Origin of the sequence: Streptomyces sp. NBC_01622 (assembly GCF_045209635.1) — a bacterium.
Taxonomy (GTDB): Bacteria; Actinomycetota; Actinomycetes; order Streptomycetales; family Streptomycetaceae; genus Streptomyces.
This window is the reverse complement of sequence record NZ_CP109293.1, coordinates 10,752,189-10,777,036: the sequence shown is the minus strand read 5'-3', so window position 1 is coordinate 10,777,036 and position 24,848 is coordinate 10,752,189. Positions and strand designations below refer to the sequence as shown.

23 protein-coding genes and 1 pseudogene are annotated in these 24,848 nt (G+C 69.8%); 15 read left to right on the top strand and 9 right to left on the bottom strand.

All coding sequences use genetic code 11. From position 1 onward, the window contains the following. Positions 1 to 17 precede the first annotated feature (17 nt). A complete protein-coding gene (locus OH768_RS49820) occupies positions 18 to 1,334 on the top strand; it encodes a sensor histidine kinase (protein ID WP_406463897.1) in 1,317 nt (438 codons plus the stop codon). Then, positions 1,331 to 1,987, top strand: coding sequence for a response regulator (locus tag OH768_RS49815; protein ID WP_406463895.1), 657 nt, complete (start codon positions 1,331 to 1,333; stop codon positions 1,985 to 1,987). Before OH768_RS49820 ends, OH768_RS49815 begins: the two co-directional genes overlap by 4 nt. A 13-nt stretch (positions 1,988 to 2,000) precedes the next feature. Here the strand turns inward: OH768_RS49815 and OH768_RS49810 are convergent. Together OH768_RS49810 and OH768_RS49805 are read right to left on the bottom strand one after the other, a co-directional pair. After that, positions 2,001 to 2,270: pseudogene (locus OH768_RS49810) on the bottom strand (alpha/beta fold hydrolase); the annotation flags it as partial. Between the two features lie 84 nt (positions 2,271 to 2,354). Then, a complete protein-coding gene (locus OH768_RS49805; protein WP_406463893.1) occupies positions 2,355 to 2,558 on the bottom strand; it encodes a hypothetical protein in 204 nt (67 codons plus the stop codon). Between the two features lie 43 nt (positions 2,559 to 2,601). Here OH768_RS49805 and OH768_RS49800 point away from each other — a divergent pair, with 43 nt between their 5' ends. The 9 genes from OH768_RS49800 to araD all read left to right on the top strand — a co-directional run bounded on the left by OH768_RS49800 (position 2,602) and on the right by araD (position 15,544). Further along, complete coding sequence (locus OH768_RS49800; protein WP_406463892.1) at positions 2,602 to 3,753, top strand: LacI family DNA-binding transcriptional regulator; 1,152 nt, start codon at positions 2,602 to 2,604, stop codon at positions 3,751 to 3,753. 356 nt (positions 3,754 to 4,109) lie between these two features. After that, the gene (locus tag OH768_RS49795; protein WP_406463891.1) at positions 4,110 to 5,507 is read left to right on the top strand and encodes an ABC transporter substrate-binding protein; all 1,398 of its coding nucleotides are present in this window, start codon (positions 4,110 to 4,112) and stop codon (positions 5,505 to 5,507) included. Between the two features lie 70 nt (positions 5,508 to 5,577). Continuing rightward, positions 5,578 to 6,492, top strand: coding sequence for a carbohydrate ABC transporter permease (locus OH768_RS49790; RefSeq protein ID WP_406463889.1), 915 nt, complete (start codon positions 5,578 to 5,580; stop codon positions 6,490 to 6,492). Next, on the top strand, positions 6,489 to 7,415 hold the full coding sequence (locus OH768_RS49785; RefSeq protein ID WP_406463887.1) for a carbohydrate ABC transporter permease: 927 nt from the start codon (positions 6,489 to 6,491) through the stop codon (positions 7,413 to 7,415). Before OH768_RS49790 ends, OH768_RS49785 begins: the two co-directional genes overlap by 4 nt. Before the next feature lie 52 nt (positions 7,416 to 7,467). After that, the gene (locus OH768_RS49780; RefSeq protein ID WP_406463886.1) at positions 7,468 to 9,624 is read left to right on the top strand and encodes a beta-galactosidase; all 2,157 of its coding nucleotides are present in this window, start codon (positions 7,468 to 7,470) and stop codon (positions 9,622 to 9,624) included. Positions 9,625 to 9,647: 23 nt separating this feature from the next. Further along, positions 9,648 to 11,453: an RICIN domain-containing protein gene (locus OH768_RS49775; RefSeq protein ID WP_406463885.1), complete on the top strand. Its 1,806-nt coding sequence runs from the start codon at positions 9,648 to 9,650 to the stop codon at positions 11,451 to 11,453. An 85-nt stretch (positions 11,454 to 11,538) separates the two neighbouring features. Next, on the top strand, positions 11,539 to 13,218 hold the full coding sequence (gene araB, locus OH768_RS49770) for a ribulokinase (RefSeq protein ID WP_406463884.1): 1,680 nt from the start codon (positions 11,539 to 11,541) through the stop codon (positions 13,216 to 13,218). A 46-nt stretch (positions 13,219 to 13,264) separates the two neighbouring features. Then, a complete protein-coding gene (gene araA, locus OH768_RS49765; RefSeq protein ID WP_406463883.1) occupies positions 13,265 to 14,782 on the top strand; it encodes an L-arabinose isomerase in 1,518 nt (505 codons plus the stop codon). Between the two features lie 36 nt (positions 14,783 to 14,818). Then, complete coding sequence (gene araD / locus OH768_RS49760; protein WP_406463881.1) at positions 14,819 to 15,544, top strand: L-ribulose-5-phosphate 4-epimerase AraD; 726 nt, start codon at positions 14,819 to 14,821, stop codon at positions 15,542 to 15,544. Positions 15,545 to 15,574: 30 nt separating this feature from the next. Here araD and OH768_RS49755 read toward each other — a convergent pair whose 3' ends face one another. Both OH768_RS49755 and OH768_RS49750 read right to left on the bottom strand, forming a co-directional pair. Beyond that, a complete protein-coding gene (locus tag OH768_RS49755; protein WP_406463880.1) occupies positions 15,575 to 15,943 on the bottom strand; it encodes a signal peptidase I in 369 nt (122 codons plus the stop codon). 14 nt (positions 15,944 to 15,957) lie between these two features. Continuing rightward, on the bottom strand, positions 15,958 to 16,677 hold the full coding sequence (locus OH768_RS49750) for a DUF6461 domain-containing protein (protein WP_406463878.1): 720 nt from the start codon (positions 16,675 to 16,677) through the stop codon (positions 15,958 to 15,960). 197 nt (positions 16,678 to 16,874) lie between these two features. On the opposite strand from OH768_RS49750, the gene OH768_RS49745 reads away from it, so the two are divergent. Then, the gene (locus tag OH768_RS49745; protein WP_406465757.1) at positions 16,875 to 18,044 is read left to right on the top strand and encodes a serine/threonine-protein kinase; all 1,170 of its coding nucleotides are present in this window, start codon (positions 16,875 to 16,877) and stop codon (positions 18,042 to 18,044) included. Positions 18,045 to 18,066: 22 nt separating this feature from the next. Here OH768_RS49745 and OH768_RS49740 read toward each other — a convergent pair whose 3' ends face one another. Continuing rightward, the gene (locus OH768_RS49740) at positions 18,067 to 18,699 is read right to left on the bottom strand and encodes a hypothetical protein (protein WP_406463876.1); all 633 of its coding nucleotides are present in this window, start codon (positions 18,697 to 18,699) and stop codon (positions 18,067 to 18,069) included. 209 nt (positions 18,700 to 18,908) lie between these two features. Beyond that, the gene (locus tag OH768_RS49735) at positions 18,909 to 19,832 is read right to left on the bottom strand and encodes a LysR family transcriptional regulator (RefSeq protein WP_406463875.1); all 924 of its coding nucleotides are present in this window, start codon (positions 19,830 to 19,832) and stop codon (positions 18,909 to 18,911) included. A gap of 72 nt (positions 19,833 to 19,904) precedes the next feature. Between OH768_RS49735 and OH768_RS49730 the strand changes: the two genes are divergently transcribed. Further along, positions 19,905 to 20,687, top strand: a complete 783-nt coding sequence (locus OH768_RS49730) for a Rid family hydrolase (protein WP_406463874.1) — start codon at positions 19,905 to 19,907, stop codon at positions 20,685 to 20,687. 622 nt (positions 20,688 to 21,309) lie between these two features. On the opposite strand, the gene OH768_RS49725 is transcribed toward OH768_RS49730, so the two are convergent. Further along, positions 21,310 to 22,131: an NAD(P)H-binding protein gene (locus tag OH768_RS49725; protein WP_406465756.1), complete on the bottom strand. Its 822-nt coding sequence runs from the start codon at positions 22,129 to 22,131 to the stop codon at positions 21,310 to 21,312. A gap of 87 nt (positions 22,132 to 22,218) precedes the next feature. Here OH768_RS49725 and OH768_RS49720 point away from each other — a divergent pair, with 87 nt between their 5' ends. Together OH768_RS49720 and OH768_RS49715 are read left to right on the top strand one after the other, a co-directional pair. Continuing rightward, positions 22,219 to 22,641, top strand: coding sequence for a winged helix-turn-helix transcriptional regulator (locus OH768_RS49720; RefSeq protein WP_406463873.1), 423 nt, complete (start codon positions 22,219 to 22,221; stop codon positions 22,639 to 22,641). Between the two features lie 87 nt (positions 22,642 to 22,728). Further along, on the top strand, positions 22,729 to 23,334 hold the full coding sequence (locus OH768_RS49715; protein ID WP_406463872.1) for a dihydrofolate reductase family protein: 606 nt from the start codon (positions 22,729 to 22,731) through the stop codon (positions 23,332 to 23,334). A 33-nt stretch (positions 23,335 to 23,367) separates the two neighbouring features. On the opposite strand, the gene OH768_RS49710 is transcribed toward OH768_RS49715, so the two are convergent. Continuing rightward, on the bottom strand, positions 23,368 to 24,477 hold the full coding sequence (locus OH768_RS49710; RefSeq protein ID WP_406465755.1) for a sugar ABC transporter substrate-binding protein: 1,110 nt from the start codon (positions 24,475 to 24,477) through the stop codon (positions 23,368 to 23,370). A gap of 134 nt (positions 24,478 to 24,611) precedes the next feature. Then, entirely contained in the window at positions 24,612 to 24,848 is a 237-nt protein-coding gene (locus OH768_RS49705) for a hypothetical protein (RefSeq protein ID WP_406463870.1), read from the bottom strand.

Sequence of the window (24,848 nt, the reverse complement as noted above, 5' to 3'; positions counted from 1 at the left end):
CATGGAGGGTGTATCCCGTGACCTCACCACCGCTGACGGCCCGGTCCTTCATGCCCGAGAGCCTGATGGGAGGGGCCCGGCTGGGCGACTCCGAGTACCGCGCGGTCGTCGGGCTGCTCACCTGGCTGGGGCGGGTCCGGCAGACCGACACGGCCCATCCGCGGGTCAGGCTGTGGGGGGTGCCGGCCTGTTACGCACTGGCCGGGATTCCGGGCCTGGTGCGCGCGGCCCACGACTCCGTCCCCGCGTTCGTACTGATGCTGGCGGCGACCGCGGGCTACACCGTGCCGTTGCTGTGGCGGAGGCAGCGGCCGGTGCTGGTGTTCGCCGTCCTGGTCGTCCTCTCCGAAGTGTGCCTCGCCCTGCGGGTGGACTCGGGTTCGAGCGCCACGCAACTGGTGGCGCTGCTCAACCTGGGGCGCTTCGGGACTCCCAGCCAGCTGGCCGTCGGCGTCGTGTACAACCTCCTGCAGACGTTCGTGTCGATCGTCTTCTTCAACGGCCTGAGGGGACCGGACCAGGCGGCCAGTACCCCGGTGCTGGCCTTCCTCGCCGTGGTCGCCATCCTGTCGATGGCCGCGCTGGGGCTGGCCGGAAAACTCGTGAACGCCTACATCGAGGCCCTCAAGGACCACGCCGTCCGTCTCGAGGTGGAGCGCGACCAGCGGGCCCGGCTGGCCGCCGCCGGTGAACGCGCCCGTGTGGCACGGGAGATGCACGACATCCTCGGCCACACCCTCGCCGTGATCGTCGGTCTCGCGGGCGGCGCGGCAGGGCTCGCCGAGAGCAAACCCAAGCGGGGCGCGGACACTTTGCGGATCATCGCGGAGAGCGGCCGCGGCGCCCTGGCGGAACTGCGCAGGCTGCTCGCCGTCATCCACGACGACGAACCCGACGACACCCCGTTCGCGCCCCAGCCCGGACTGGCCGATCTCGGCGCCCTGATGGAGCGGGTCCGGGCCGCAGGCCCCGCCGCCACCTTGCGCCTCAAGGGCGAACTCACCTGTCTCCCCCAGGGACTTCAGCTCGCCGTCTACCGCATCGTGCAGGAAGCCCTCACCAACACGCTCAAGCACGCGGCACCGGACACGACCGTCGAGGTCACGGTCGCGGCCGGCCCGGAGGCCGTGCACGTCACCGTCGAGGACACCGGCCCGCAGCTGACCACCGACACCGACGAGCAGGGCAAGGGCCTGGTCGGCATGCGCGAACGGGCCTCGCTCTACGGCGGACAGGTCGCCGCGGGCCCCAACTCCCGGGGCGGCTGGACCGTCCGCGCCCTCCTCCTGCCCACCTCGACCGCCCCCGACCTCATGGAGAAGCACCCGGCATGACCACCGTCCTCATCGTCGACGACCAGGCCCTGCAACGCCTCGGCTTCAGCATGCTCATCGAGCAGTACCCCGACCTGAGCACCGTCGGCGAGGCGACGCACGGCGTCGAGGCGGTCCGGCTGACGGCCGAACTCCGCCCCGACGTGGTCCTGATGGACGTACGGATGCCCGGCATGGACGGCATCGAGGCCACCCGCCGGATCGTGCAGTCCGGGGGCCGCTCCCGCGTCCTCGTCCTGACCACCTTCGACCTCGACGAATACGCGTACGCCGCGCTGCGCGCCGGGGCCAGCGGTTTCCTCCTCAAGGACGCGCTGCCCGAGGAACTCGTCGCCGGCATCCGCGCGGTGGCCGCCGGGGACGCGGTCATCTCGCCCGGCCTGACCCGCAAACTCATCGACGCCTTCGGCGACCGGATGCCCGGCCGCACCCCCGAGCAGGACCGCCGCCTCGACACCCTCACCGACCGCGAGCGCGAAGTCCTCACCGTCATGGCCGCGGGCTGGAGCAACACCGAGATCGCCGAACGCCTGTGCCTCGCCGAGTCCACCGTCAAGTCCCACGTCAGCCGCATCCTCGCCAAGATCGGCGCCCGGGACCGGGTCCAGGCGGTGATCTTCGCGTACGACGCGGGACTGGTACGGCCGGCCTGAGGCCGGCCGGGGGTCAGGCCGTCGGCGCGGTCACGAACTTCCCGATGAGCACGGTGAGTTCGGCCGGTTCCTCCACGGGCAGTTCATGACCGGCGTCGACGATCCGGACGACCGCGTCGGGGTACGCGTTCGCCATCCGCAGCATCTGGGAGAGCGGCAACTGGATGTCGTGGTAGCCGTCCTGGCGGATCTTGTCCTTGGGGTAGCCGGGAGCGAAGGCGCGCTGGACGTTGACGGCGACGAACAGCTTGAACGGCAGCAGCGCGGACACCTCCAGCAGCAGACGGGCGGTGTTCCCCGGCCGCCGTCCGGTCCCAGTGCGTGCCGGGGTCCATGTCAGGCGGACGGGCGGACCCCGGCACAGCCGTCACTTGCCGTGCTTCTCGTGCTTGCGGTGGTGCTTCTTCTCGTGGTGCTTGTGATGCGCCTCCTTGGCGCGCTCCTTGTTCCTGGCCTTCTTGGCCAGGGTGATCTTCGCGAAGGACACCGCGTTCCCCGGCGCGAAGTTACGGATGCGTTCCGGGCTCTTGACGACGGCCGTATGACTGCGTAGACATGACAGCGCAGACATGACTGCGCAGCCAGACGCAGACAACCGGCCATCGGGAGACACCATGACGCGAGGGACAGGGCGGAGCGGGAACACCGCTGCTCCGCGCAGCGTGGACGTCGCGCGCCTGGCCGGGGTCTCGCAGAAGACGGTCTCGCGGGTCTTCAACGACGAGCAGTACGTCTCCGCCGAGGTCCGCCGACGCGTCCTCGATGCCGCCGAGGAGCTCGGCTACCGGCGCAACAACGCCGCCCGGGCACTGGCCTCCGGGCGCACCCGCTCGATCGGCGTGGTGACGCTGGGGACGGCCCTGTACGGTCCGGCCTCGCTTCTCATGGGCGTCGAGCGCGTCGTCCGGGACACCGGCTACGCGCTGCGCGTGGTCAACACGATGGAAGGCGACCCGGCGGGCATGGCCGGTGCCGTGGACTCGCTCCTCGATCAGGGCGTGGACGGCATCGTCATCTCCGAGCCGATCGACGAGGAGGGCACCCCCGGTGACGACGGAAGTGCCGCCCCGCGTCTGAACGTTCCGATCCTCGTCCTCGGTGCGCCCTCCCCGGTCTCCGCGCCGCTCGTGCTGACCGCGGGCGACGGCGCCGACCTGATGGCCCACACCGCCACCGAACACCTCCTGGAACTCGGCCATGTGACGGTCCATCACCTCGCGGGTCCGCAACGCTGGTACGCGGCGCGGGACCGTCTCGACGGCTGGCGGGCCACCCTGACCGCGCACGGCAGGGTCGTACCGCCGCCCGTCGAGGGCGACTGGTCGGCCGCGTCCGGGTACCGGGCGGGACGCCGACTGGCCGAGGACGGTGGTGTCACGGCGGTGTTCGCCGCCAACGACGACATGGCGATCGGTCTGATCCGCGCGCTGACGGAGGCCGGGCTGCGGGTGCCCGAGGACGTCAGTGTGGTCGGCTTCGACGACATCCCGGTCGCCGCCTATGTGACTCCTCCGCTGACCACCGTGCGTCAGCCGTTCGACGCCGTGGCACAGGAAGGGCTCAAGCGTCTGGTGCACGCCATCGAGAACCCGAACGCGGCTCCCTTACCGTCGAGCCCCCCGCCGGTCGACCTCATCATCCGTACCTCGACCGCGCCACCGCCCGGCCGGACGACCCCGGCTCGCGGCAGACGTACCGCCGCCCGTTCCGGCGGGGGCGCGCACCGGACTCCGCCGCCGAACGGAGGCCCGGCCACCCACCAGTGACGACGCCGGTCAGCCCGGACAGCGCAAGCGCACGGCGGCGCGTGACCCCAGGACGAGCCGCAGATCCCGGTCACGCCCCGTCCCTCCGAACGCCCTTGCCACGCAAGGCCGTTCCTGAAACCGGCAGACGGCGAGCCGCCTCGCCCCCATCGTCTCCGTCGCCGGTTCACCACCTTCTTCCTCGGCCACGACCTCCCTCTCCGCACCCGGAGAAGTCGTCGGCCCGGTCCACGAGGACGCGTGCCCGACCCCGTCGGCGTCCGCTCCTCGGCCGGCGCGTCCGCGCCCTCCTCCATCACGTCTCCGCACGCCCTTGCCAGGCGTGCCGTCAACTTCGCCATCGGCGGGAGTTCACCATGCCCAGAAACACCTCTTCGTCCATGCCCGGCCCCTTCTCGATGAGCCGTCGGGGCTTCCTCGCCACGACCGGCGCCCTGTCGCTCGGAGCCACCCTCACCGCCTGCGGCGGCAGCGGCTCCGGCGGCTCGACCGCGTCCAGCAAGCCGGTCAGCCAGGCCGACATCGACAAGGCCATGAAGACACCGACCGAGCTGACGTTCTGGACCTGGGTCCCGAACATCGACAAGGAGGTCGCGCTCTTCGAGAAGAAGTACCCGGCCGTCAAGGTCAAGGTCGTCAACGCCGGTCAGGGCACACCGCAGTACACCAAGCTGCGCACCGCGCTCAAGGCGAACAGCGGTGCCCCGGACATGGTGCAGATCGAGTACCAGGCCATCCCGACCTTCACCATCACCGACAGCCTCCTCGACCTGCGTCCCTACGGCGCCTCGTCCCTCAAGTCGACCTTCGTGGACTGGACTTGGGGTCAGGTGAGCGGCAGCGGCGGCCAGATCTGGGCGATCCCGCAGGACACCGGCCCGATGGGCATGCTGTACCGCAAGGACATCTTCGACAAGCACGGCATCGAAGTCCCCACCACCTGGGACGAGTTCGCCGCCGCCGCGCGCAAGCTGCACAAGGCCGACCCGGACGTCTACCTCACCAACCTCGCCGCCAACCAAGTGGCCGCCTGGCACGGCCTGTTGTGGCAGGCGGGCGCCAAGCCCTACGCGCTGTCCGGCAAGAGCGACATCACCATCGGGGTGGACGACGCCGTCTCGCAGAAGCTCGGCGCGTACTGGGGCGGGCTCGCCAAGGACGGAGTCATCGGCGTGGAGCCGGACTTCACCGACTCCTGGTACGCGGCCCTCAACAAGGGCAAGTACGCGACCTGGCTGACCGCCGCCTGGGGCCCGGTCTTCCTCTCCGGCTCCGCCAAGGCCACCGCCGGCAAGTGGCGCGCGGCCCCGCTCCCGCAGTGGGACGCGAGCAAGCCCAGCTCGGGCAACTGGGGCGGTTCCACCACTGCGGTCATCCACTCCACCAAGAACCCCATCCAGGCGGCGGTGTTCGCCCAGTTCCTGAACACCGACCCGGCCAGTGCCAAGATGTTCGCCACCGAGCAGTTCTTCTTCCCGGCGACCAAGGCCCTGCTCACGGAGGCCGACTTCGTGTCGGACGCCCCGACCTTCTACGGCGGCCAGAAGGTCAACCAGGTCTTCGCCGACATCAGCTCCACGGTCAACTCCTCTTTCCAGTGGCCCCCGTTCCTCGACCAGGCGGCCACCGACTGGACCGAGACCGTCGGCAAGTCCCTCGCCGACAAGACGAACACCGTGCGCGCGCTGGGCAGTTGGCAGACGCGGCTGACCACGTACGCCAAGACCCAGGGCTTCACGGTCCACTCGGCCTGACAGCGCGCCGGGTCCCGCGCGGCGGCGCGGGACCCGGTCCCCGGCACACCCCACCCCTCAGAAAGGCCCGATGATGACTGCCACAACCGCGGCCTCCCCCAAGGGCCGGCGCGGCGCGCGCCGCCGCCGGTCGGCAGGGCCACTGTTCGTCGCACCCTTCATGGCGCTGTTCCTGCTGCTCTTCCTCGCCCCGCTCGGCTACGCCGCCTATCTGAGCCTCTTCCAGGAACGGCTCATCGGCGGAACGGCGTTCGTCGGCCTCGACAACTACGTCCGGGCCCTGGGCGACCCCCAGCTCATCCACGGTGTCGTGCGCGTCGCCCTGTTCTTCGTGATCCAGGTCCCGTTGATGCTGCTGCTGGCGCTGCTGTTCGCGCTCGCGCTCGACAGCGGGCTGCTGCGGTTCGCCAAGGTGATCCGGCTCGGCATCTTCGTCCCGTACGCCGTGCCGAGCGTGGTCGCCGCGCTCATGTGGGGCTATCTGTACGGACCGGACTTCGGCCCGTTCGCCCAGCTGAGCCACGATCTGCATCTGCCGGCCCCGGCCTTCCTCAGCGACGGCTGGATGCTCGGGAGTCTGTCGAACATCGTGACCTGGGAGTTCGTCGGCTACAACATGATCATCCTGTACGCCGCGCTGCGCACCATCCCCGAGGAGCTGTACGAGGCCGCCGCGATGGACGGGGCGGGCGCCTGGCGCATCGCCTGGTCCATCAAACTGCCCGCCCTGCGGCCCGCGTTGATGCTCACCCTGCTGTTCTCGGTGATCGGCAGCTTCCAACTCTTCAACGAGCCGAAGCTGTTGATGAGCATCGCCCCGGACGTGATCAGCAGTTCCTACACCGCCAACCTCTACGCCTACACGCTCGCGTTCACCGGACAGCAGGTCAACTACGCGGCCACGGTGTCCTTCCTCCTCGGCCTCGTCATCGTGATCGTCTCCTACGCCGTCCTGCTCACCGCCAACCGCAGGAGGACCTCATGACGACCACCCTTCCCACGGCCGAGCTCGCTCCGCCCGCGAAGCGGGTTCCAGCCGGCGCGGGCAAGCGGCGCAGGAAGCGCCACAGCACCCCGCTGACGATCGCCATGCTGGCCGTCCTGGCGTACTTCCTGCTGCCGCTACTGTGGCTGCTGGTCGCCTCGACCAAGAGCACCCAGGACCTCTTCAACACCTTCGGCCTGTGGTTCTCGCACGCCCCCCAGCTGCTGACGAACGTCAAGGCCACCTTCACCCAGGACGACGGCGTCTTCGTGCACTGGCTGCTCAACACGGTCATGTACGCGGGTGTCAGCTCGGTCGGCGCCGCACTGCTCGCGGCGGCCGGCGGCTACGGGTTCGCCAAGTTCCGCTTCCGCGGCGACCGGGTGGCCTTCAACCTCGTCGTGGGCGCCGTGATGGTCCCGGCCACCGCGCTGGCGATCCCGACCTATCTGCTGTTCGCCAAGGCGGGCCTGGTCAACACCCCTTGGTCCGTCATCCTGCCGTCCCTGGTCAACCCGTTCGGCCTCTACCTGATGCGGGTGTACGCCGAGGACGCCGTCCCCGACAGCATCCTGGAGGCCGCCCGGATCGACGGCGCCGGCGAGGCGCGGATCTTCTTCCGGATCGTGCTCAGGCTGCTCGGTCCCGGTCTGGTGACCGTCCTGCTGTTCACGCTGGTGGCGACCTGGAACAACTACTTCCTGCCGCTGATCATGCTCAACAACCCGAACCTGTACCCGGTCACCGTCGGCCTCTCCTCCTGGGCCGCGCAGGCCCAGAACGGCGGGGCGGGCTCCAGCAGCGACATGCTCGCGCTGGTGGTGACCGGCTCCCTGATCTCGATCGTCCCGCTGGTCGTGGCGTTCCTGATGCTCCAGCGGTACTGGCAGAGCGGCCTGGCGTCCGGCGGCGTCAAGCAGTAGCGCGCATCCGCGTCCCTCGTACCACTTCCCGTTTCCCCGGAGGTTTCCCCCCATGGCGGCTCTGCCTGCCCGTGTCCTGTTCGGTGCCGCGTACTACCACGAGTACACGCCCGCCTACGGCTCCACCGCGCGGCCCGACGAACAGCTCAAGACCGACCTGGATCTGATGGCCGAGGCGCACTTCACCGTGATCCGGGTCGGCGAGTCCGTCTGGTCGACCTGGGAACCTACGAGCGGCCAGTTCGAACTCGACTGGCTGCAGCCGGTGTTGGACGGCGCCCACGAGCGGGGCATCTCCGTCGTCCTCGGCACCCCGACCTACGCCGCCCCCCAGTGGCTGGTCCGCCTGTACCCGGAGATCACCGCCGAGTACGCCACCGGGCAGCGGCTCGGCTGGGGTGCCCGCCAGGAAATCGACTTCACCCACCCCGCGTTCCGTTTCCACGCCGAGCGGCTCATCCGCAAGATCGTGGCCCGGTACGCCGACCATCCGGCGGTCATCGGCTGGCAGGTGGACAACGAGCCGGGCCTGCACCTCCTCCACAACAACGGTGTCTTCCAGCGCTTCGTGGACCATCTGCGGGAGAAGTACGGCGACGTCGAGACCCTCAACCGCGAATGGGGACTGGTCTATTGGTCCCACCGCCTGTCCACCTGGGCCGACCTGTGGACCCCGGACGGCAACGAACAGCCCCAATACGACGTCGCCTGGCGGGAGTTCCAGGCCCGCCAGGTCACCGAGTTCATCGGCTGGCAGGCCGACCTCGTCCGCGAGTACGCGCAGCCCGGCCAGTTCGTCACCACCTGCATCTCGTACACCCGTAAGGGAGTTGAGGACGACGAGCTGTCGGACCGCCTCGACATCGCCTCCGGCAACCCGTACTACGACATGCAGGACGGCCTCCTCCTTCCCGACCCCACCCCCGACGACCACGAACAGCAGTGGAAGACCACCGGAGTGTGGTCGATGTACCAGACCGCCGACTGGATGTTCTCCTCGCGCCAGGAGCCGTTCCTCGTCACCGAGACCAACGCCCAGAGCATCGGCTTCGCGTGGGACAACCGGCCCGGCTACGACGGCCAGTGGCGCCAGGCGGCCTGGGCGCATGTCGCGCGCGGGGCCCGCATGATCGAGTACTGGCAGTGGCAGACCCTGCGTTTCGGCGCGGAGACCTACTGGGGCGGAGTCCTCCCGCACAGCGGCCTGCCCGGCCGTACGTATGCCGAAATCGCCCGTCTCGGCGCGGAGTTCGACACCGCGGGCCCGCTCGTCGCCGGTCTCGAACCGGACGCGGACATCACGATGGTCTACTCGATGCCGAGCAAGTGGCTGATGCAGAAGTACCCGCCGCTCGCGAACGCCGACGGCGAGCCGGACGCCGCCGCCTACCACCGGTTCTTCGACCCCTTCTACCGCGGCGCCTTCGACGCGGGCCGCCAGGTGCGCATCGTGCACGCCCGTCAGCTGCACGATCCGCGCGGCGAGCGGGACGGGATGACACCGCAGGAGGCGGTACGACGCCACCCGGTCCTCGTCGCCCCGGCCCTGTATGTCGTCGACGACTCCACGCTCGACTGGCTGGAGGCGTACGCCCACGCCGGCGGCCACCTGGTCCTCGGTCCGCGCACCGGCTACGCCGACCAAGAGGCACGGGCCCGCCACGAGCCCGCGCCCGGACGGCTCGTCGCGGCGGCGGGCGTCCGGTACGACGAGTTCGGCAACCTCACGCAGGACGTGCCGGTCCGCGCGGTGCCCGGCGGCTCGTTCGAGGTGCCCGCCAACGCCCGTGCCACGCGCTGGATCGAGGGCCTCACGGCCGTCGACGCCGAGGTCCTCGCCGCCTACGAGCACCCGCACTACGGCCGCTGGCCCGCGGTGACCACCCGCACGCACGGCGCGGGCCGGATCACCTGCGTCGGCACGGCGCCGGACCGTGACCTCGCCCGGGCGCTGGCCGAGTGGCTGTCCCCGGCCGCGACCAGCGGCTGGGACCACCTTCCCCCGACCGTCACCGCGACCACCGGGACCGCACCCGACGGCCGCCGTGTCCACATCGTCCACAACTGGAGCTGGGAGCCCGCGAGCGTCCCCGCCCCGGCGGACCTCACCGACGCCCTGACCGGCGATGCAGTAGCCGCCGGCTCGGCCCTGAACCTCGGCGCCTGGGACGTACGCGTCCTCGTCTCCGAACCAGCCAACCGATCGTGATCCAACTCCCCTGAGGAGGGGCCATGCAGAGAAGACGGCTTGGACGAGCCCTCGGAACCTTTGCCGCTACATCCGCGATCCTTGCCATACCCATGGTCAGTGCGCAGGCGTACAACCCGACGGGCGGCACTCTCTACCAGCTCGGCAGCGAGGCGTGTCTGAAGGGGCGCGGCAACTGCGCGATCTATCCGAAGTCGGCGGAGCTGCCGAGCGGCCGGCTCGTCGCGTCCTTCGAGAAGTCGACGGTCGTGACGGCGTCGGGCAGCGCCGACGGGCAGACCCTCCCGGTCTACAAGAGCGACGACCAGGGCACGAGCTGGCAGCCGCTGTCGGAGGTCAAGGCTCCGGCGTACCTCTCCAAGGATCCCCGGTACGCGAAGTACACGAGCAACTGGACCAACCCCTACCTCTACGTCCTCCCGCAGAAGGTCGGCAGCCTCAAGAAGGGCACGCTGCTCCTGGCGAGTGTCGTGTCGGGCGACGACTACTACTACAAGGAGCAGAAGGCGGCCGACCCCAACTGGACGCCGAACAACGACGGGGACCGCAAGGACCTGGCGATCGCCCTGTATGCGAGTGGTGACGACGGCAAGACCTGGAAGGTGGTCAACGTCATCGCCACCGGTGGGTGGCAGGGCGGCAGCGCGGGCGCCATCGGCCGGAACATCGCGAGCGCCAACACGGACAAGCAGGTCGACCCCCTGTGGGAGCCGTACCTGATGGTCTACAAGGGCAAGCTCGTCTGCTACTACTCCGACGAGAACGACTACGCGGGCTTCGACCCGGTCACCGGTGTCCCGACTCTCGACCCCGCCAATGACACCGCCGCCGACTCGCACGGTCAGATCCTCGTCCACAAGACCTGGGACGGCAGCGACGGGAAGTGGAGCAACCCGGTCGTCGACATCTCCGGTGCCGTCCAGGACATGGGTGGCGGCAAGACGGAGATCGGTGGCGGACGGCCGGGCATGACCAATGTCGTCCCCACGACGGACGGCCGGTGGATGCTGACGTTCGAGTACTGGGGCGGCGGGGCCAACACCCGGTACGCGATCGCCGACGACCCGCTGAAGTTCTTCCGCGGCACCCAGACCGGCATGTCCGTCGGCTCGCTGCCCGTCGTCGCGGGTTCCCGCGCGCTCCCGGGCGGCGGCAGCCCGGTCGTCATCCGGCTCCCCGACGGACGCCTGGTGTACAACGCGTCGAGCAGCGGCGACGTCTGGGTCAACGAGAGCGGGCGCAGCGACGGAGTGTGGACGGAGTACCAGACGACCTCTCCGGCCGGCTACAGCCGCAACCTCCAGTACGTCGACGGCACCGGCCGCGTCGCGATCCTCAACAACCAGGGCACGTCCACGATCGCCTACGCCGAGGTCGACCTCGGGGACTCCGACGGCGCCTACTACCGGCTGGTGAACCGCAGGACCGGCCAGGTGATCGGCACCGGCAACAGGACCAACGACGCCAACCTCGGCAACGGGAACGTGCCCGACGTGGTCCTGGAGGACGCCGGCGCGGCGGCCGACCCGGACACCCAGTACTGGCACGTGGTGACCGAACCGCAGGGCGGTACGACCCTGCTCAACAAGTCCGGCGGCAGGGCGGCCGCCATCTGGACGGGCAACGCCACGGCAGGCCAGAAGATCGGCCAGTGGGTCGACAACAGCAGCACCGGCAGCTGGAACCTCGTCAAGACCAGCGACGGGTTCTACACACTGCAGTCCGTCAAGAACACGAGCCTGTACCTGACCGGCGCGACCGCCGGAGCGCAACTCACCCTGCAGACCGCGCTCACAGACGGCTCGCAGGACTGGAAGCTCGTCCAGTAGGCCCCGCCTGGGACAGGGCCTGGTCTCCATCGGCCAGGCCCGACAGGGCACACCGAATCACCGATCAGCAGAAGGACGGCCGGTTGTGAACGCACCGCACGAGGACCGCGCGAACCTCGACACCTACGTCATCGGAGTCGACTACGGCACGCTGTCGGGGCGGGCCGTGGTGGTCCGGGTCGCCGACGGCGCCGAACTGGCCGCCGCCGAGCACCCGTACACCCACGCCGTCCTCGACCGGCAGCTCCCCGACGGCACCCCGCTGCCGCCCGACTGGGCGCTCCAGGTCCCCGCCGACTACATCGACGTGCTGCGCATCGCCGTACCCGAGGCGCTGGCCCGTTCGGGCGTGCGACCGGAGCAAGTCGTGGGTATCGGCACGGACTTCACCGCCTGCACGGTCCTCCCGGCCCTCGCCGACGGCACGCCTCTGTGCGAACTGCCGGAGTTCGCGGGCCGCCCGCACGCCTACGTCAAACTCTGGCGCCACCACGCCGCACAGGCCCAGGCGGACCGCATCACCGCACTGGCCGACGCGCGCAAGGAACCCTGGCTCCAGCGGTACGGCGGGAAGATCTCCTCGGAGTGGGAGTTCGCCAAGGCCCTCCAGCTGCTCGAAGAGGACCCCGAGCTCTACGAGTTGACCGAGCGCTGGATCGAGGCCGCCGACTGGATCGTCTGGCGGCTGTCCGGCAGCTACGTCCGCAACGCGTGCACCGCCGGGTACAAGGGCCAGCTGCAGGACGGGAGTTACCCCTCCAGCGACTACCTGGCCGCGCTGAACCCCGACTTCGCCGGCTTCGTCATCGACAAGCTGGACCAGCCGATCGGCCAACTCGGCGCCCGGGCCGGGGGGTTGACGGCCGAGGCGGCGGCGTGGACGGGCCTGCCCGAGGGCATCGCCGTGTGCGTCGGGAACGTCGACGCGCATGTGACCGCCCCGGCCGCCACCGCCGTCGAACCCGGCCGGATGGTCGCCATCATGGGCACCTCCACCTGCCATGTCATGAGCAGCGACCAGTGGGCCGAAGTGCCGGGCATGTGCGGGGTCGTCCAGGGCGGCATCCTGCCGGGGCTGTGGGGCTACGAGGCCGGACAGAGCGGCGTCGGGGACATCTTCGGCTGGTTCGTGCGCACCGGGTTCCCGGCCTCGTACGCCGAGGAGGCCGTCGCGCTCGGCCGCGATCCGCACGAGCACCTCACCGCTCTGGCCGCCGAACAGCGGGTGGGCGAACACGGGTTGATCGCGCTGGACTGGCAGAGCGGCAACCGCTCCGTGCTCGTCGACCACGACCTCAGCGGTGTCGTGGTGGGCCTGACGCTGTCCACCCGTCCCGAGGACGTCTACCGGGCGCTGCTGGAGGCCACCGCCTTCGGCACCCGCACCATCATCGAGGCGTTCGACACCTCCGGAGTGCCGGTCCGTGAACTGGTCGTCGCGGGCGGCCTGATGAAGAACCCGCTGCTGATGCAGATCTACGCCGACGTCACCCGCCTGCCCCTCGGTGTCATCGACTCGGCGCAGGGTCCCGCGCTCGGTGCGGCGATGCACGCGGCGGTCGCGGCCGGCGCGCATGCGGACATCCGGGCCGCCGCCCACGCCATGGGCAAGGCCCGCCCCGCCGTCTATCAGCCCGACCCCGAGCGGGCCGCCGCCTACGACCGGCTGTACGCCGAATACCGCCTGCTGCACGACTACTTCGGCCGTGGCGCCAACGAGGTCATGCACCGTCTGCGCCGCCTCCGCACCGAGGCCTCCGCCTGAACGCCGCGCCTCGCCCGGTGGTCAACTCCCTTTGAAAGGAACCCTCATGGACACCAGCACCACTCCCTATCCGGACCAGGAGATCTGGTTTCTCACCGGCAGCCAGGGCCTGTACGGCGACGACATCCTGCACCAGGTCGCCGAGCAGTCCCGCAGCATCGCCGAAATCCTCGGCGGGCCCGGGAAGATCCCGGTCCGGATCGTGTGGAAGCCGGTCCTCACGGACGCCGACGCGATCCGCCGGCTGTGCCAGGAGGCGAGCGCCTCCGACACCTGCGTGGGCGTGATCGTGTGGATGCACACCTTCTCACCGGCCAAGATGTGGATCGCCGGACTCAGCGCCCTGGACCGGCCGTTGCTGCATCTGCACACCCAGTACAACCTGTCGCTGCCCTGGCCCAGCATCGACATGGACTTCATGAACCTCAACCAGGCCGCGCACGGCGACCGGGAGTTCGGGCACATCGAGTCCCGCCTCGGCATCGACCGCAAGATCGTCGCCGGTCACGCCACCGACCCCAGGGTGGTCAAGCGCGTCGCGGCCTGGGCACGGGCCGCCGTCGGGCGTCATGCCTCGCGCACCCTGCGGCTGGCCCGCTTCGGCGACAACATGCGCGACGTCGCCGTGACCGAGGGTGACAAGGTCGAGGCCCAACTCCGGTTCGGGTACTCGGTGAACACCTACGCGGTCAACGACCTGGTGGCCGTCGTGGATCAGGTCGAGGACAAGGAGGCCGCCCAACTCGCCGCCGAATACGTCGAGTTGTACGACGTCGTGCCGGCCCTGCGCCCCGGCGGCATCCGCCACGACTCCCTGCTCTACGCGGCCCGCCAGGAGATCGGTCTGCGCGCCTTCCTCACCGAGGGCGGCTTCACCGCCTTCACCACCAACTTCGAAGACCTGGGCGGGCTGCGCCAGTTGCCCGGCCTCGCCGTCCAGCGCCTGATGGCCGACGGCTACGGCTTCGGCGGCGAGGGCGACTGGAAGACCTCCGCGCTGCTGCGCACGATGAAGGTCATGGGCACCGGCCGGCCCGGCGGCACCTCCTTCATGGAGGACTACACCTACCACCTGGGCCCCGGCACCCCGCGCATCCTCGGCGCCCACATGCTGGAGGTCTGCCCCTCGATCGCCGCCGACCGCCCCAGCTGCGAGATCCATCCGCTGTCCATCGGCGGCCGTGAGGACCCGGTCCGGCTCGTCTTCAACGCGGCCCCCGGCCCCGCCGTCGTCGTAGGCCTCTCCGATCTCGGCGACCGCTTCCGGCTGACCGCCAACACGGTCGACGTCGTCACCCCCAGCGAGCCCCTGCACCGCCTCCCCGTCGCCCGGGCCGTGTGGAAGCCGCGCCCCTCGCTCGCGGAGTCCGCCGAGAGCTGGCTGCTCGCCGGTGCCCCGCACCACACCGTCCTCAGCTCCGCCGTCGACACCGAGACCCTCACCGACTACGCCGCCATGACCGGCGTGGAACTGCTCACCATCGACGAGACCACCAGCACCGGGCAGTTCACCAAGGAGATCCGCTGGAACGCCGCCTACCACCGGCTCGCCCAGGCCCTCTGACCCCCATGTTCCTGATCCCTCTGCAAGGAGACACCGATGACCGCACGAGTCCGTGACGGCCTGCGGCAAGAGGTACTGGACGCCAACCTGACCATCCCCCAGGTCGGGCTGGCGACGCTGACCTGGGGCAATGTGAGCGGCGTCGACCGCGAGGCCGGGGTGTTCGTCATCAAGCCCTCGGGGGTCCCCTACGAGGACCTCGCCCTCGACCACCTGGTGACCGTCCGGCTGTCCGACGGCAAGGTCGTCGGCGGCGGCCTGCGTCCCTCCACGGACACCGAGACCCACCGCTGCCTCTACCTCGCCTTCCCCTCCATCGGCGGGGTCACCCACACCCACTCCACCCACGCGGTGGCCTTCGCCCAGGCCCGCCGTGACATCCCGGTCCTGGGCACCACCCACGCCGACACCTTCAACGGGCCAGTCCCCTGCACCCCGGACCTCACCGCCGACCAGTGCGCGAAGGACTACGAGTACAACACCGGCCGGGTGATCGTCGACCTGCTGGAGAGCGACGACCGGAGGGCGGCCGAGGTCCCGGCCGCCCTCGTCGCCAACCACGGTCCCTTCACCTGGGGCGCCACCGCCCGCAAGTCGCTGGAACACGCCATCATCTGCGAGGCGGTGGCCGAGATGGCCATCCAGACCCTGGCGCTCTCCCCCACCGCCCCGCCTCCCCCGCACCTCCTGGCCCGCCACTACACCCGCAAACACGGCCCCGACGCCTACTACGGCAACCCGGCCCCCGAGCCCGCCACCTGACGAACCCCGGATGCCGGCCATTCCTCTTCGCTATTCCCGTGTCACCGCATAACCGGATACGGACGGCCACCGAACCGTAACCAACACGGATTCCTCTTCAGCGAACCAGGAATGGTCGACTCCGGGACCCCACACGACATAATCCCCCTGCTTCTCCAGAAGAACACTGCGCTCCGGGAATTCCACCCGGAACCGGCCGCTGACGAGCACCAGAAGAGCAGTCCGCTCGTCACCTCTCACCCACTCCAGCCGTTCGTCACCCCGTGGATGGATTCCCCACTTGACCTCTACGGCGTCGGTATGGCGAGGGTCGTCGGCGTCCTTGAAATGACCGAGGAGCCATCCGCTGTCCAGTGGCGCGTCCTTGCCCGCATTTCCCACATATATATTTCCGCCCATAAATCCAGACCTTATCAGCCATCATTTTCGATATGCGCGTAGGTCCGCACGCCGTACGCATCAGTAATGTCGACGGTGATACTCGTCCACTCCTCGGCGGGCTCCTCGGGAACCGCGGCCGTCCGGTATTCGGCCAGCGCCAGCAGTTCCGCGGTCACCCGGACTCCGGTGAGTCGCTCGGCCAGTGCGAACACCGCCGCTTTGCGATCGACACGAGACGCGTCTTCGTCCGTGAGGCCCAGGCCCACCTCACAGATCAGGTTATTGAGCTCGTCCGGGGTGCTGCCGCTTCTGACCGGGGGCCATTCGAACTCGGTGCGCAACTCCCCGTTCTCGTACCAGTGGAAGAAGTGCATGGGCTTCCCGCCATTGCTCGAATGGGAGACAGCACGGGTGCCGGCCGAGAGGGCTTCCATGAAGCCGGGCGGCCACGAATCCCCGCCGAGGGCCAGGGCGAGGGTCCAATCGCCTTCCTCACCCGGGACGGCGCACGCTCCCGCGAGGACATAGGGACCGTCCCCGTCGTCGGCTTCCTCGAGGAGCGCTTGATGTTCCTCGATCAGTTCGTCGAGCCCTTCGCACACGCCTCTCGGCTCGGCTCCCGCCAGGGCGAGCAGTTCCGCGGGGGAGACTCCCCGCACCAGAGTCAGGGTGTACCCGCTCTCCAGCGCATAGCGGAACGGTGAGGTCGCGGAACGTATCCAGCCGTAGTCGGCCGCGGTGGCTGTGGTCATGGAGTGCATCCTGCCAGCCGCCACTGACACCCGGCCCGGCCCGATCGGTCCGACCGCCGATCCCCGATCGTGGGCGAACACCCCCGACCCGCCAGTAGGGTGGGGAAGCCGCGGCCTCCCCACCAACACCCGTTCCTGCAAAGGGACATGGGCCGCAGCGGTCGAGTCGGTCTCACTGCGTGAGGATGAAACAACAGGTGCTGATAGCGGGCCGGTACCGGCTGCACGTCGCCATCGGACGCGGCGCGATGGGCGAGGTCTGGCAGGCGTACGACGAGGTGGGCGGCAGACCCGTGGCCGTCAAACTCCTGCACGCCCAGAACTCCGAACCCACCGCCGCCGCCCGCTTCCGTCTGGAGGCACAGACGGCGGGCCGGCTCAGCCACCCCCATGTGGTCGGCGTCCTCGACTTCGGCGAGCAGGAGGGCCGGCTGTTCCTGGTGATGGAACTGGTCCAGGGCGACAGCCTCTCCCATCTGCTCGCCCGGGCTGGATCCCTTCCGGCCGAGCAGGTGGCCCGCATCGCCGCCCACTCGGCCGCCGGGATGGCCGCCGCACACGAACAGGGCATCGTGCACCGGGACATCAAGCCCGGAAACCTTCTCCTCGACGCCGACGGGTCCGTGAAGATCGCCGACTTCGGGATCGCGCAGTTCATGAACGACCCCGGTGGCGCGCTCACCGCGACCGGCCAGATCGTCGGGACGAGCCTGTACATCGCCCCCGAGCGTGCCCTCGGCCAGCCCGCCGGACCACCGTCCGACGTCTACTCGCTCGGCTGTGTGCTCTACCAACTCCTCGTCGGACAGCCGCCGTTCCGCGCCGGCAGCGCCATCGCCGTACTCCATCACCACCTCGACACGGCCCCCGTACCACCACGGGAGCTGGGCGTCGGCCTGCCGCCCGCCTTCGAGAACTACCTGCTCGGGCTCCTCGCCAAGCGGCCCGAGGACCGCCCCACGGCGGGGCAGGCGGCCAACTGGTTCGCCGGCGGCGCCTGGAAAGGACATCCCGAGCCCCTCCCCGCAGCCGCACCGCCTCCCCGGCCGACGCCACGTGCGACCCCCCGGGAGACGGTCGGCGAGCCCAGGACGAACACGGCTTCCGGTTCCGTGACCACGTACGCCTTCCCGACCTCCACCAGCACTACCGCTCCGGCCCATCGAACGCGGCGCCGGCCGCGCGAGGGGGTCCGTGCCACCGCCGGACGCCGGTCGCAGACCTCGCGAACATCGCGGACGGTGGGCACCGTCGCCGCCGTGCTGATCTTCCTCGGGGCGGTGCTGGTCGGCGTGGCGCTGTTCTCCCCCGACCACAGCTCGGCGGACACACCGGCGACGAACCCGTCCAGCGCCACAAGCCCCTGACGCACCGGCCGGCCCGTACCAGTCAGCGCGCGGGCCGGTTGTCCTGTTCGAGCAGTCCCGGCTCCTCGATGCAGTCGAGCAGAAACGGCACCAACCCCCATTCCAGCAGGGCGAGTTCCCACTCCTCCTGTAGCCAGCCGTCCTCGGCCGCTCCCTCGCCGGACGACGCGTCGTCCGCGCCCGGGCGGTCGGGGGCCGGTGCCTTCCAGGACCAGGCGAGGTCGCCCACGATCGCCCCGGCGGCCACGGCGCCGACGATCAGTCCCGCCGTCATCACGCCGTCGCCGACGTAGGGCCGCCCGACAAAGGCGCGCAGCGCGAATCCGAGCGCCAGCAACGCGACCGCGACGACGGCCACGAAGGCGAGTACGGCCATCAGCCAGCCGCCGCCCCGCTTCCCGGGCGCGGGCGGAGAGGCGGCGTCTCCACGGGCGTCCTGGCGGCCGCCGGCCTCCACGTACTCGCGGTACTCGGCCGCGGCCGCCTCGGCGATCGCGGCGCGCTCCCGGAGTGCGCGCGTACGCAGGCACTCACGGTCGAGCTTCCCGCAGGAGCGGCCCAGCGCCTCCCTGACCCGCCCGGAATCCAGCGCCCGGCACAGGAGCCGTTCGAAAGCCGTGCCGACGTCCGGCCCGGATTGCCCTGGATCCCGCATCGATCTCCCCCGATGAATGAATGCCCGCGGCAGCGGGAGCCGACCGCGCACGCGTGAGCGGTCAGGGGAGGCGAGTGTAATGGCTCCGGCTTACGGAACCATAAGAGGGACGTACGACCAGCGGCAGCGCCCCGCGAGCTGCCCGCGTGATCCGGACAGGGAACATGATCCCGTCACCCGAGTCGGAACACCGTCCGGAGAGTACCGTCTCACCGTCCCGACCGCCGGGGGCTGTCCGGCGGATCTTGTCCGACGGTCGCCAGCAGGTGCGCGACCAGGGGATTGTGGTCGTTCTTGCGCCAGGCGACGGCCACTCGGGTGCGGGCGTTGCCGGGTTCGATCCTGCGGAAGGCGACGCCTTTGAGGCGGATACGGCGGATGCTCGCCGGGGCCAGGGAGACTCCCAGACCGGTCTCGACGAGGGCGCAGACGGTCTGCCACTCCACCGCGTGCTGGATTATCCGCGGTGCGAACCCTGCTGCGGTGCACAGGCCGATGATCTGGTCGTGCAGGGTCGGGCCGACCGTGCGGGGCAGCAGCACGAAGGGCGAGTCCGCCAACTGCGCGAGCTGGACGGTCCGTTGGGCGGCCAGCGGATGGGTGGCAGGCAGCAGGGCCACGAAAGGCTCGCTGAGTACCGTGCTGAAACCGAGCTCTGTCTCGTCGGTGGGGGGTTCCCGCAGTAGACCGATGTCGATGGTCTTGTCGTGCAGGGCGGCGAGCTGTGGAGCGGTGGTCATCTCGTGGATGTCCAGGTGCACGCCGGGGAACCGGTCACGGAAGGTGCGTAGCAGGCCGGGCAGGATCGTCAGCGCGAGGGAAGCGGCGAAGCCGATCCGCAGCCGGCCGGCCCGGCCGCTGCCGACGGCCCGGGCCGCGGCCAGGCCGTCGGCGAGGCCGGTGAGTGCCCGCCGGGCGGCGGGCAGCAGTTCGCTGCCGGCCGGGGTCAGGGCGACATGCCCTGGGGTGCGGGTGAACAGCTCGTGGCCGACCTTGTCCTCCAGGCGGCGGATCTGCTGACTCAGCGGCGGCTGTGCGATGCCCAGGCGGGCGGCCGCGTGGCCGAAGTGGAGTTCCTCCGCGAGCACGACGAAGGCGTGCAGCTGCGGCAGGGGAAGTTCGGGGCGTTCCATACGCGCAGAGATATCAGACCATGCAAGTGGCCGTATTAGACGTATCGGTGACGGACATTTAGCGTTCGGCGCATGACAGAGCGACGCGCGATCCTCAGCGGCTCGGCCTTCGAGGAGCGGATCGGCTACGCCCGTGCCGTGGTCGACGGCGACCGGGTGCATGTGTCCGGGACGACCGGGTTCGACTACGCCACCATGACGATCTCCGACGACGTCGTGGAACAGGCCGAGCAGTGCCTGCGCAACATCGGGGCCGCACTGGCCGAGGCGGAGTGCACCTTCGCCGACGTGGTGCGCGTGCGCTACCTGCTGCCCGACCGCGAGGACTTCGAACCCTGCTGGCCGGTCCTGCGCCGCTGCTTCGGCGACGTCCGGCCCGCCGCCACGATGCTCGTGTGCGGTCTCTCGGACCCGCGGATGAAGATCGAAATAGAGGTGGACGCGCGGCGGCGCACCCCGCCTCGCGATGACGCCCTCAGCAATCACCCGGAAGCGTCCGCCGTGCCCGTCGAGGCCCATGAAACCCCTTACTACGCGGCCGTCTTCACCACGGTGCGCACCCAGGACCAGAGCGACTACAGCGGGACCAGCACACACTTGGAAGAGCTGGTGAAGAACGTCCCCGGCTACCTGGGGATGGACCACGCGCAGACTCCTGGCGGTCTGGGCATCACCGTCAGCTACTTCCGTGATGCCGACGCGCTCAAGGTGTGGCGGACCGAAGTCGACCATCGCGCGGCGCAGAATCGCGGGCAGGCCCAGTGGTATCAGACCTACACGCTGCATGTGGCGAAGGTGGAACGAAGCCACGGATTCGTGCGCACGGACGCCCCGCTGAGCCCGACACCAGGCTGACCGACCAACGTCACCTCGGCCGACCGGCCGCCCTCGTCGTCAGTCCGTCGGAACCCATGGGAAGTCATCAGTGGAATCACGGGCTGGAGACACCGCGCAGGCTGACTCCGACCAGGTACCTGGAGTTGCGCCGAGCGAGGGGGCCGTGCAGAGCGGGGAGGCCGAGCGCGGTGCTCGCCAGCAGGCCGGGGGCCTCTGCGAAGACCCATGCCAACGGGCGCCGGCGGGCGGCTTCTTGAAGCTGGGCGACGAAGGCGCTGCCTGCCTGGCCGGGTGGGACAACTGAGCAGCGAGGCGGTGAACACGACCACCGGCTCGCTGCCCGGCAGCTCGCCGAGTATCCGAGCGGTGTCCGTGGTCGCATCGCCCGTCACCACACTCACCGCCGCAGTAGCGGCAGCGAGGTCCATCGCACCCCGCAGAGTCGCGAGACGCGACCCGGTGGGCGGACGCACTGCGTGATGCGGGCGAGGATGTCGTGCTGAGCGAACGGCCCGCGTCGCACGGAGACGCGTTGTGGCGGGCGGAGTTCCCGCTGATGGTGGCTTGGGCGTCCGGACGGTGAGTGATCAGGACGATCGCCGGGAGGACCCGTGCCGTCGCGGGTGCGTGTTGCCTGTCGTTATGCGGCTGCCTGCGGTTTCGTGGCAGCCGCGGTTGCGACGGCCGCAGCCAGGGGGTCGCGGACGGGGTGGCCGAGGAGGTCGGCGAGATCGGGGCCGGTGCCGGCCAGGAAGCCGTGCCGGATGCCGGTCGCGATCGAGGTGAGCATGGGCGGTTGGAAGGGCAGCAGTTCCGGCATCTCGTCGAGCAGCCTGCGCCGGTACTCGCCGATGCCGATGGCGCGGTGCGGGACTCCGAGCCGGTCGGCCACGTGTGCTGCCGTGATAGGCGTGCCGGTCAGATCGTAGGTGCGCCCGCTGTGTCGTGTCGGATCCGCCGCGACGATCGCCGCGGCCTCGGCGAGGTCCGCACGGGCGACCGCGGCCAGGGCGCCGTCGCCGAACGCGGACTCCACCCCGTCCTCGGCCCACATCATCAGGCCGCCGAAGAGTTCGGCGTAGAGACCGTTGCGCAGGATCGTCCACGGCAGGCCGCAGGCGCGCACGAGCCGTTCGGTCGCGCGGTGCGCCAGTGCGAAACCGAGATGGTCGCCGGCTCCGGTCAGGCTCGTGTAGACGACATGCCGGACGCCGTCCCGGACCGCGGCATCCAGGACGGCCGCGTGCCGCCCGATGACCTGGTCGTCCTCGGCATAGCCGGCGGAGATCAGCACCAGGGTCGACACACCGGCAAGATCCATGCCCGAGTGGTCGTCGAAATCGAGCCGCCGCAACCCTTCGCTCGGGGTACGGCTGCCGCCCGTGGCGTTCACACCGCGCGTGCGCAGCTCCGCGAGAGTGGCCGAGCCGAGGTTCCCGTTCGCTCCGGTCACCAAGATCATGTCAGTCACGGTCTTCCGTAGTGGTTCTCTTCGGTAACTACGCTTGATCCTGATCCGCCCGCGCACCGGCCACAAGGAGGCACTTCGATGTCACCCACGCACACCGAGGTAACCGCCGCACCCGCCGACCTCGACCCCTGCGGGCAGGCGGACCACCCGGACTGCGGGATCCGCGACGTCCTGGACCGCATCGGGGACAAGTGGTCGGTACTCGTGATCGTCGAACTCGCCGGCGGGCCACGCCGGTTCCGCGCACTGCAGCGCGCGATCGAGGGCATCTCCCAGCGCATGCTCACCCTCACCGTGCGCAGGCTGGAGCGCGACGGACTCGTCCTGCGCACCGTGTACCCGACCGTCCCGGCCCAGGTCGACTACCGCCTGACCGAGACCGGCGCCGGCCTGACCCACCTGGTCAAAGCACTCGCCGACTGGTCCCTCACCCATCGCACCGTCATCGCCGAGGCACGGGAGGAGTACGACCGGGCCCACCCCGACCACGACATCCGATAGCGAGGACCGCCGCCGCCTCACGCCGGACGTGTCGCCGATGAGTTTCCGGCGGTCGTGCGGTCTACCTGTCGACGAAAGGAGCGCACCATGCGCGAGATCATCGTTTGCACGTTTCTGACGCTGGACGGCGTCATGCAGGCGCCGGGCGGTCCGGACGAGGACGCGGAGAGCGGCTTCGAGCACGGCGGCTGGCAGAAACCGGTGGACGACGAGGAGGTCGGCGCGGCCATCGGCGGTTGGTACGAGAATTCCGACGCGATGCTGCTCGGCCGCAAGACGTACGAGATCTTCGCGTCATACTGGCCGACCGCCGATCCCGGCAACCCGTTCACCGACCGGATGAACGGCATGCACAAGTACGTGGCGTCCCGGACCCTGACGTCCGTCGAGTGGCAGAACTCCACGCTGCTGGAGGGCGACACCGTCGATGCCGTACGTGAGCTGAAGGCGTCCGACGGCGGCCCCATCAACGTCGTCGGCAGCGGCGACCTCGCCCAGACCCTCATGCGGCACGGCCTCGTCGACGAGTACCGGCTGACCATCCATCCGGTGATCATCGGCACCGGCAAACGGCTGTTCGCCGACGGCGCGATCCCCACCGCGCTGGAACCGGTCAGCGTCTCGACGACGAAGGGCGGCACCGTCGTCGGCGTATACCGGCCGAACGGCAAGCCCAGCTACGACAGCTACTAGGCGGCGCGCGGTGCTGCGTCGCGCGAACGGTGCTCAACCACGCAGGCCGATCGCGGCGCAGGCCGTCGCGTACTTCGAGGTGCAGATGTCCTTGACGGAGTAGACGCCGTCCGCGATCACCGTGTCCTTGATGTTGTCCTTGGTGAGGGAGACGACCGGCACCAGCATCGCGGGGATCTTCTTCTCGGTGGGGCTGTCGACCGTGTCCCGGGTCAGCGCGTCGAACTGGATGTCGCGGCCCTGGACTTTGTACACCGCCATCTCCGCGGCGCGGGTGGCCTCCTCCAGGAACGGCTTGTACGCGGTCATGTACTGCTCGCCGGAGACGATCCGCTGCACCGCGTCCAGGTTCGCGTCCTGGCCGGTCACCGGCGGGATCGTGGTGGCGCCCGCCTCTTTGAGCGCGTCGATGACGGCGCCCGCCAGGCCGTCGTTGGCCGCGTAGACGGCGGCGATGTTGTCGAGGCCGACCGCCTGGATCGCCTTCTTCATGTTCGCCTTGGCGACCTTCGGCGACCACCCGGTGGTGTCGTACTCCTTGGCTATCCGGACCTTGTTCTCCAGTTCGCTGAGGGCGCCCTGTTTGTACTTGGCGTAGTTCGTGTCCGCAGGGTCGCCGTTCATCATGACGATCTTGCTGGTTGCCGCCTTGCTGCCGAGCGCGTCGATGAGGGCGCGGGCCTGGATCTCGCCGACGAGTTCGTTGTCGTGCGAGACGTAGGCGTCGATCGGGCCCTGGGCGAGCCGGTCGTAGGCGATGACGGGGATGCCCGCGTCCTTGGCCTTCTGGACGTCCGGGGCGATGGCCTTGGCGTCCAGCGCGTCCACCAGGATGACGTCGACCTTCTGGTCCACCATCTGCTGGAACTGCCGGCTCTGCTTGTCCTGGCTGGCCTCGGCGTTGGCGTAGACGACCTTGCCCTTGCCGTGCGTGAGAGCGGCGACCTCCTTCTTGATGACGGGGTGGTCGAAACTCTCGAAGCGCGCGGTGTCCTTGTCGGGCAGTAGCAGCCCCACCGTGATGTCGTCGCCCTTCTTGGGCGATGCGGAGCTGCCGCCTCCCCCGATGCCGTCGATGGCACCGCACGCGGTGAGTGCCAGGGCCGACGCCGAGGCGGTCAGAACTGTGGCGAGGCGACGCACAGGGGTGTGGCACAGGACAGGAGCGCTCACGTCAGGAGCCTTCCGGGTAAAAGGAGAGCGGGTAGCGGAGTGACTTTCGCGCGGCGCATCGGGCCGCGTCCTTGAGGAGCTGCTTCCTCCACGACCTCCGACCGTCACCGGTGCACTTCCGCCACGCGGATCGGGCGGTGCTCGCGGAGGGAGGTGGCGGAAGCGTCGGCGCCCCGGCTGGATGCGACCGCGTCGGTGCAGGTGCAGGGGGCAGGGCGATCGCCTCGGTCCATGAAGCAGGTGTGCGGGGCGCTGTCGCGGAAACCGTGGAGTTCCAGGCGGACGTCGTAACTCCGGGCGTTGCAGCGGGTGTTGGAGACGACGCCGAGTCCGATTCGCAT

What these genes read in the sequence shown, in the direction of transcription:
- OH768_RS49815 (WP_406463895.1), top strand. Translation starts at nt 1,331, where the DNA reads ATGACCACCGTCCTCATCGTCGACGACCAGGCCCTGCAACGCCTCGGC.
- OH768_RS49775 (WP_406463885.1), top strand. Translation starts at nt 9,648, where the DNA reads ATGCAGAGAAGACGGCTTGGACGAGCCCTCGGAACCTTTGCCGCTACA.
- OH768_RS49735 (WP_406463875.1), bottom strand. Translation starts at nt 19,832, where the DNA reads ATGGAACGCCCCGAACTTCCCCTGCCGCAGCTGCACGCCTTCGTCGTG.
- araD (WP_406463881.1), top strand. Translation starts at nt 14,819, where the DNA reads ATGACCGCACGAGTCCGTGACGGCCTGCGGCAAGAGGTACTGGACGCC.
- OH768_RS49750 (WP_406463878.1), bottom strand. Translation starts at nt 16,677, where the DNA reads ATGACCACAGCCACCGCGGCCGACTACGGCTGGATACGTTCCGCGACC.
- OH768_RS49725 (WP_406465756.1), bottom strand. Translation starts at nt 22,131, where the DNA reads ATGATCTTGGTGACCGGAGCGAACGGGAACCTCGGCTCGGCCACTCTC.
- OH768_RS49800 (WP_406463892.1), top strand. Translation starts at nt 2,602, where the DNA reads ATGACGCGAGGGACAGGGCGGAGCGGGAACACCGCTGCTCCGCGCAGC.
- OH768_RS49790 (WP_406463889.1), top strand. Translation starts at nt 5,578, where the DNA reads ATGATGACTGCCACAACCGCGGCCTCCCCCAAGGGCCGGCGCGGCGCG.
- OH768_RS49795 (WP_406463891.1), top strand. Translation starts at nt 4,110, where the DNA reads ATGCCCAGAAACACCTCTTCGTCCATGCCCGGCCCCTTCTCGATGAGC.
- OH768_RS49785 (WP_406463887.1), top strand. Translation starts at nt 6,489, where the DNA reads ATGACGACCACCCTTCCCACGGCCGAGCTCGCTCCGCCCGCGAAGCGG.
- OH768_RS49740 (WP_406463876.1), bottom strand. Translation starts at nt 18,699, where the DNA reads ATGCGGGATCCAGGGCAATCCGGGCCGGACGTCGGCACGGCTTTCGAA.
- OH768_RS49755 (WP_406463880.1), bottom strand. Translation starts at nt 15,943, where the DNA reads ATGGGCGGAAATATATATGTGGGAAATGCGGGCAAGGACGCGCCACTG.
- araA (WP_406463883.1), top strand. Translation starts at nt 13,265, where the DNA reads ATGGACACCAGCACCACTCCCTATCCGGACCAGGAGATCTGGTTTCTC.
- OH768_RS49780 (WP_406463886.1), top strand. Translation starts at nt 7,468, where the DNA reads ATGGCGGCTCTGCCTGCCCGTGTCCTGTTCGGTGCCGCGTACTACCAC.
- OH768_RS49805 (WP_406463893.1), bottom strand. Translation starts at nt 2,558, where the DNA reads ATGTCTGCGCTGTCATGTCTACGCAGTCATACGGCCGTCGTCAAGAGC.
- OH768_RS49705 (WP_406463870.1), bottom strand. Translation starts at nt 24,848, where the DNA reads ATGCGAATCGGACTCGGCGTCGTCTCCAACACCCGCTGCAACGCCCGG.
- OH768_RS49730 (WP_406463874.1), top strand. Translation starts at nt 19,905, where the DNA reads ATGACAGAGCGACGCGCGATCCTCAGCGGCTCGGCCTTCGAGGAGCGG.
- OH768_RS49720 (WP_406463873.1), top strand. Translation starts at nt 22,219, where the DNA reads ATGTCACCCACGCACACCGAGGTAACCGCCGCACCCGCCGACCTCGAC.
- OH768_RS49715 (WP_406463872.1), top strand. Translation starts at nt 22,729, where the DNA reads ATGCGCGAGATCATCGTTTGCACGTTTCTGACGCTGGACGGCGTCATG.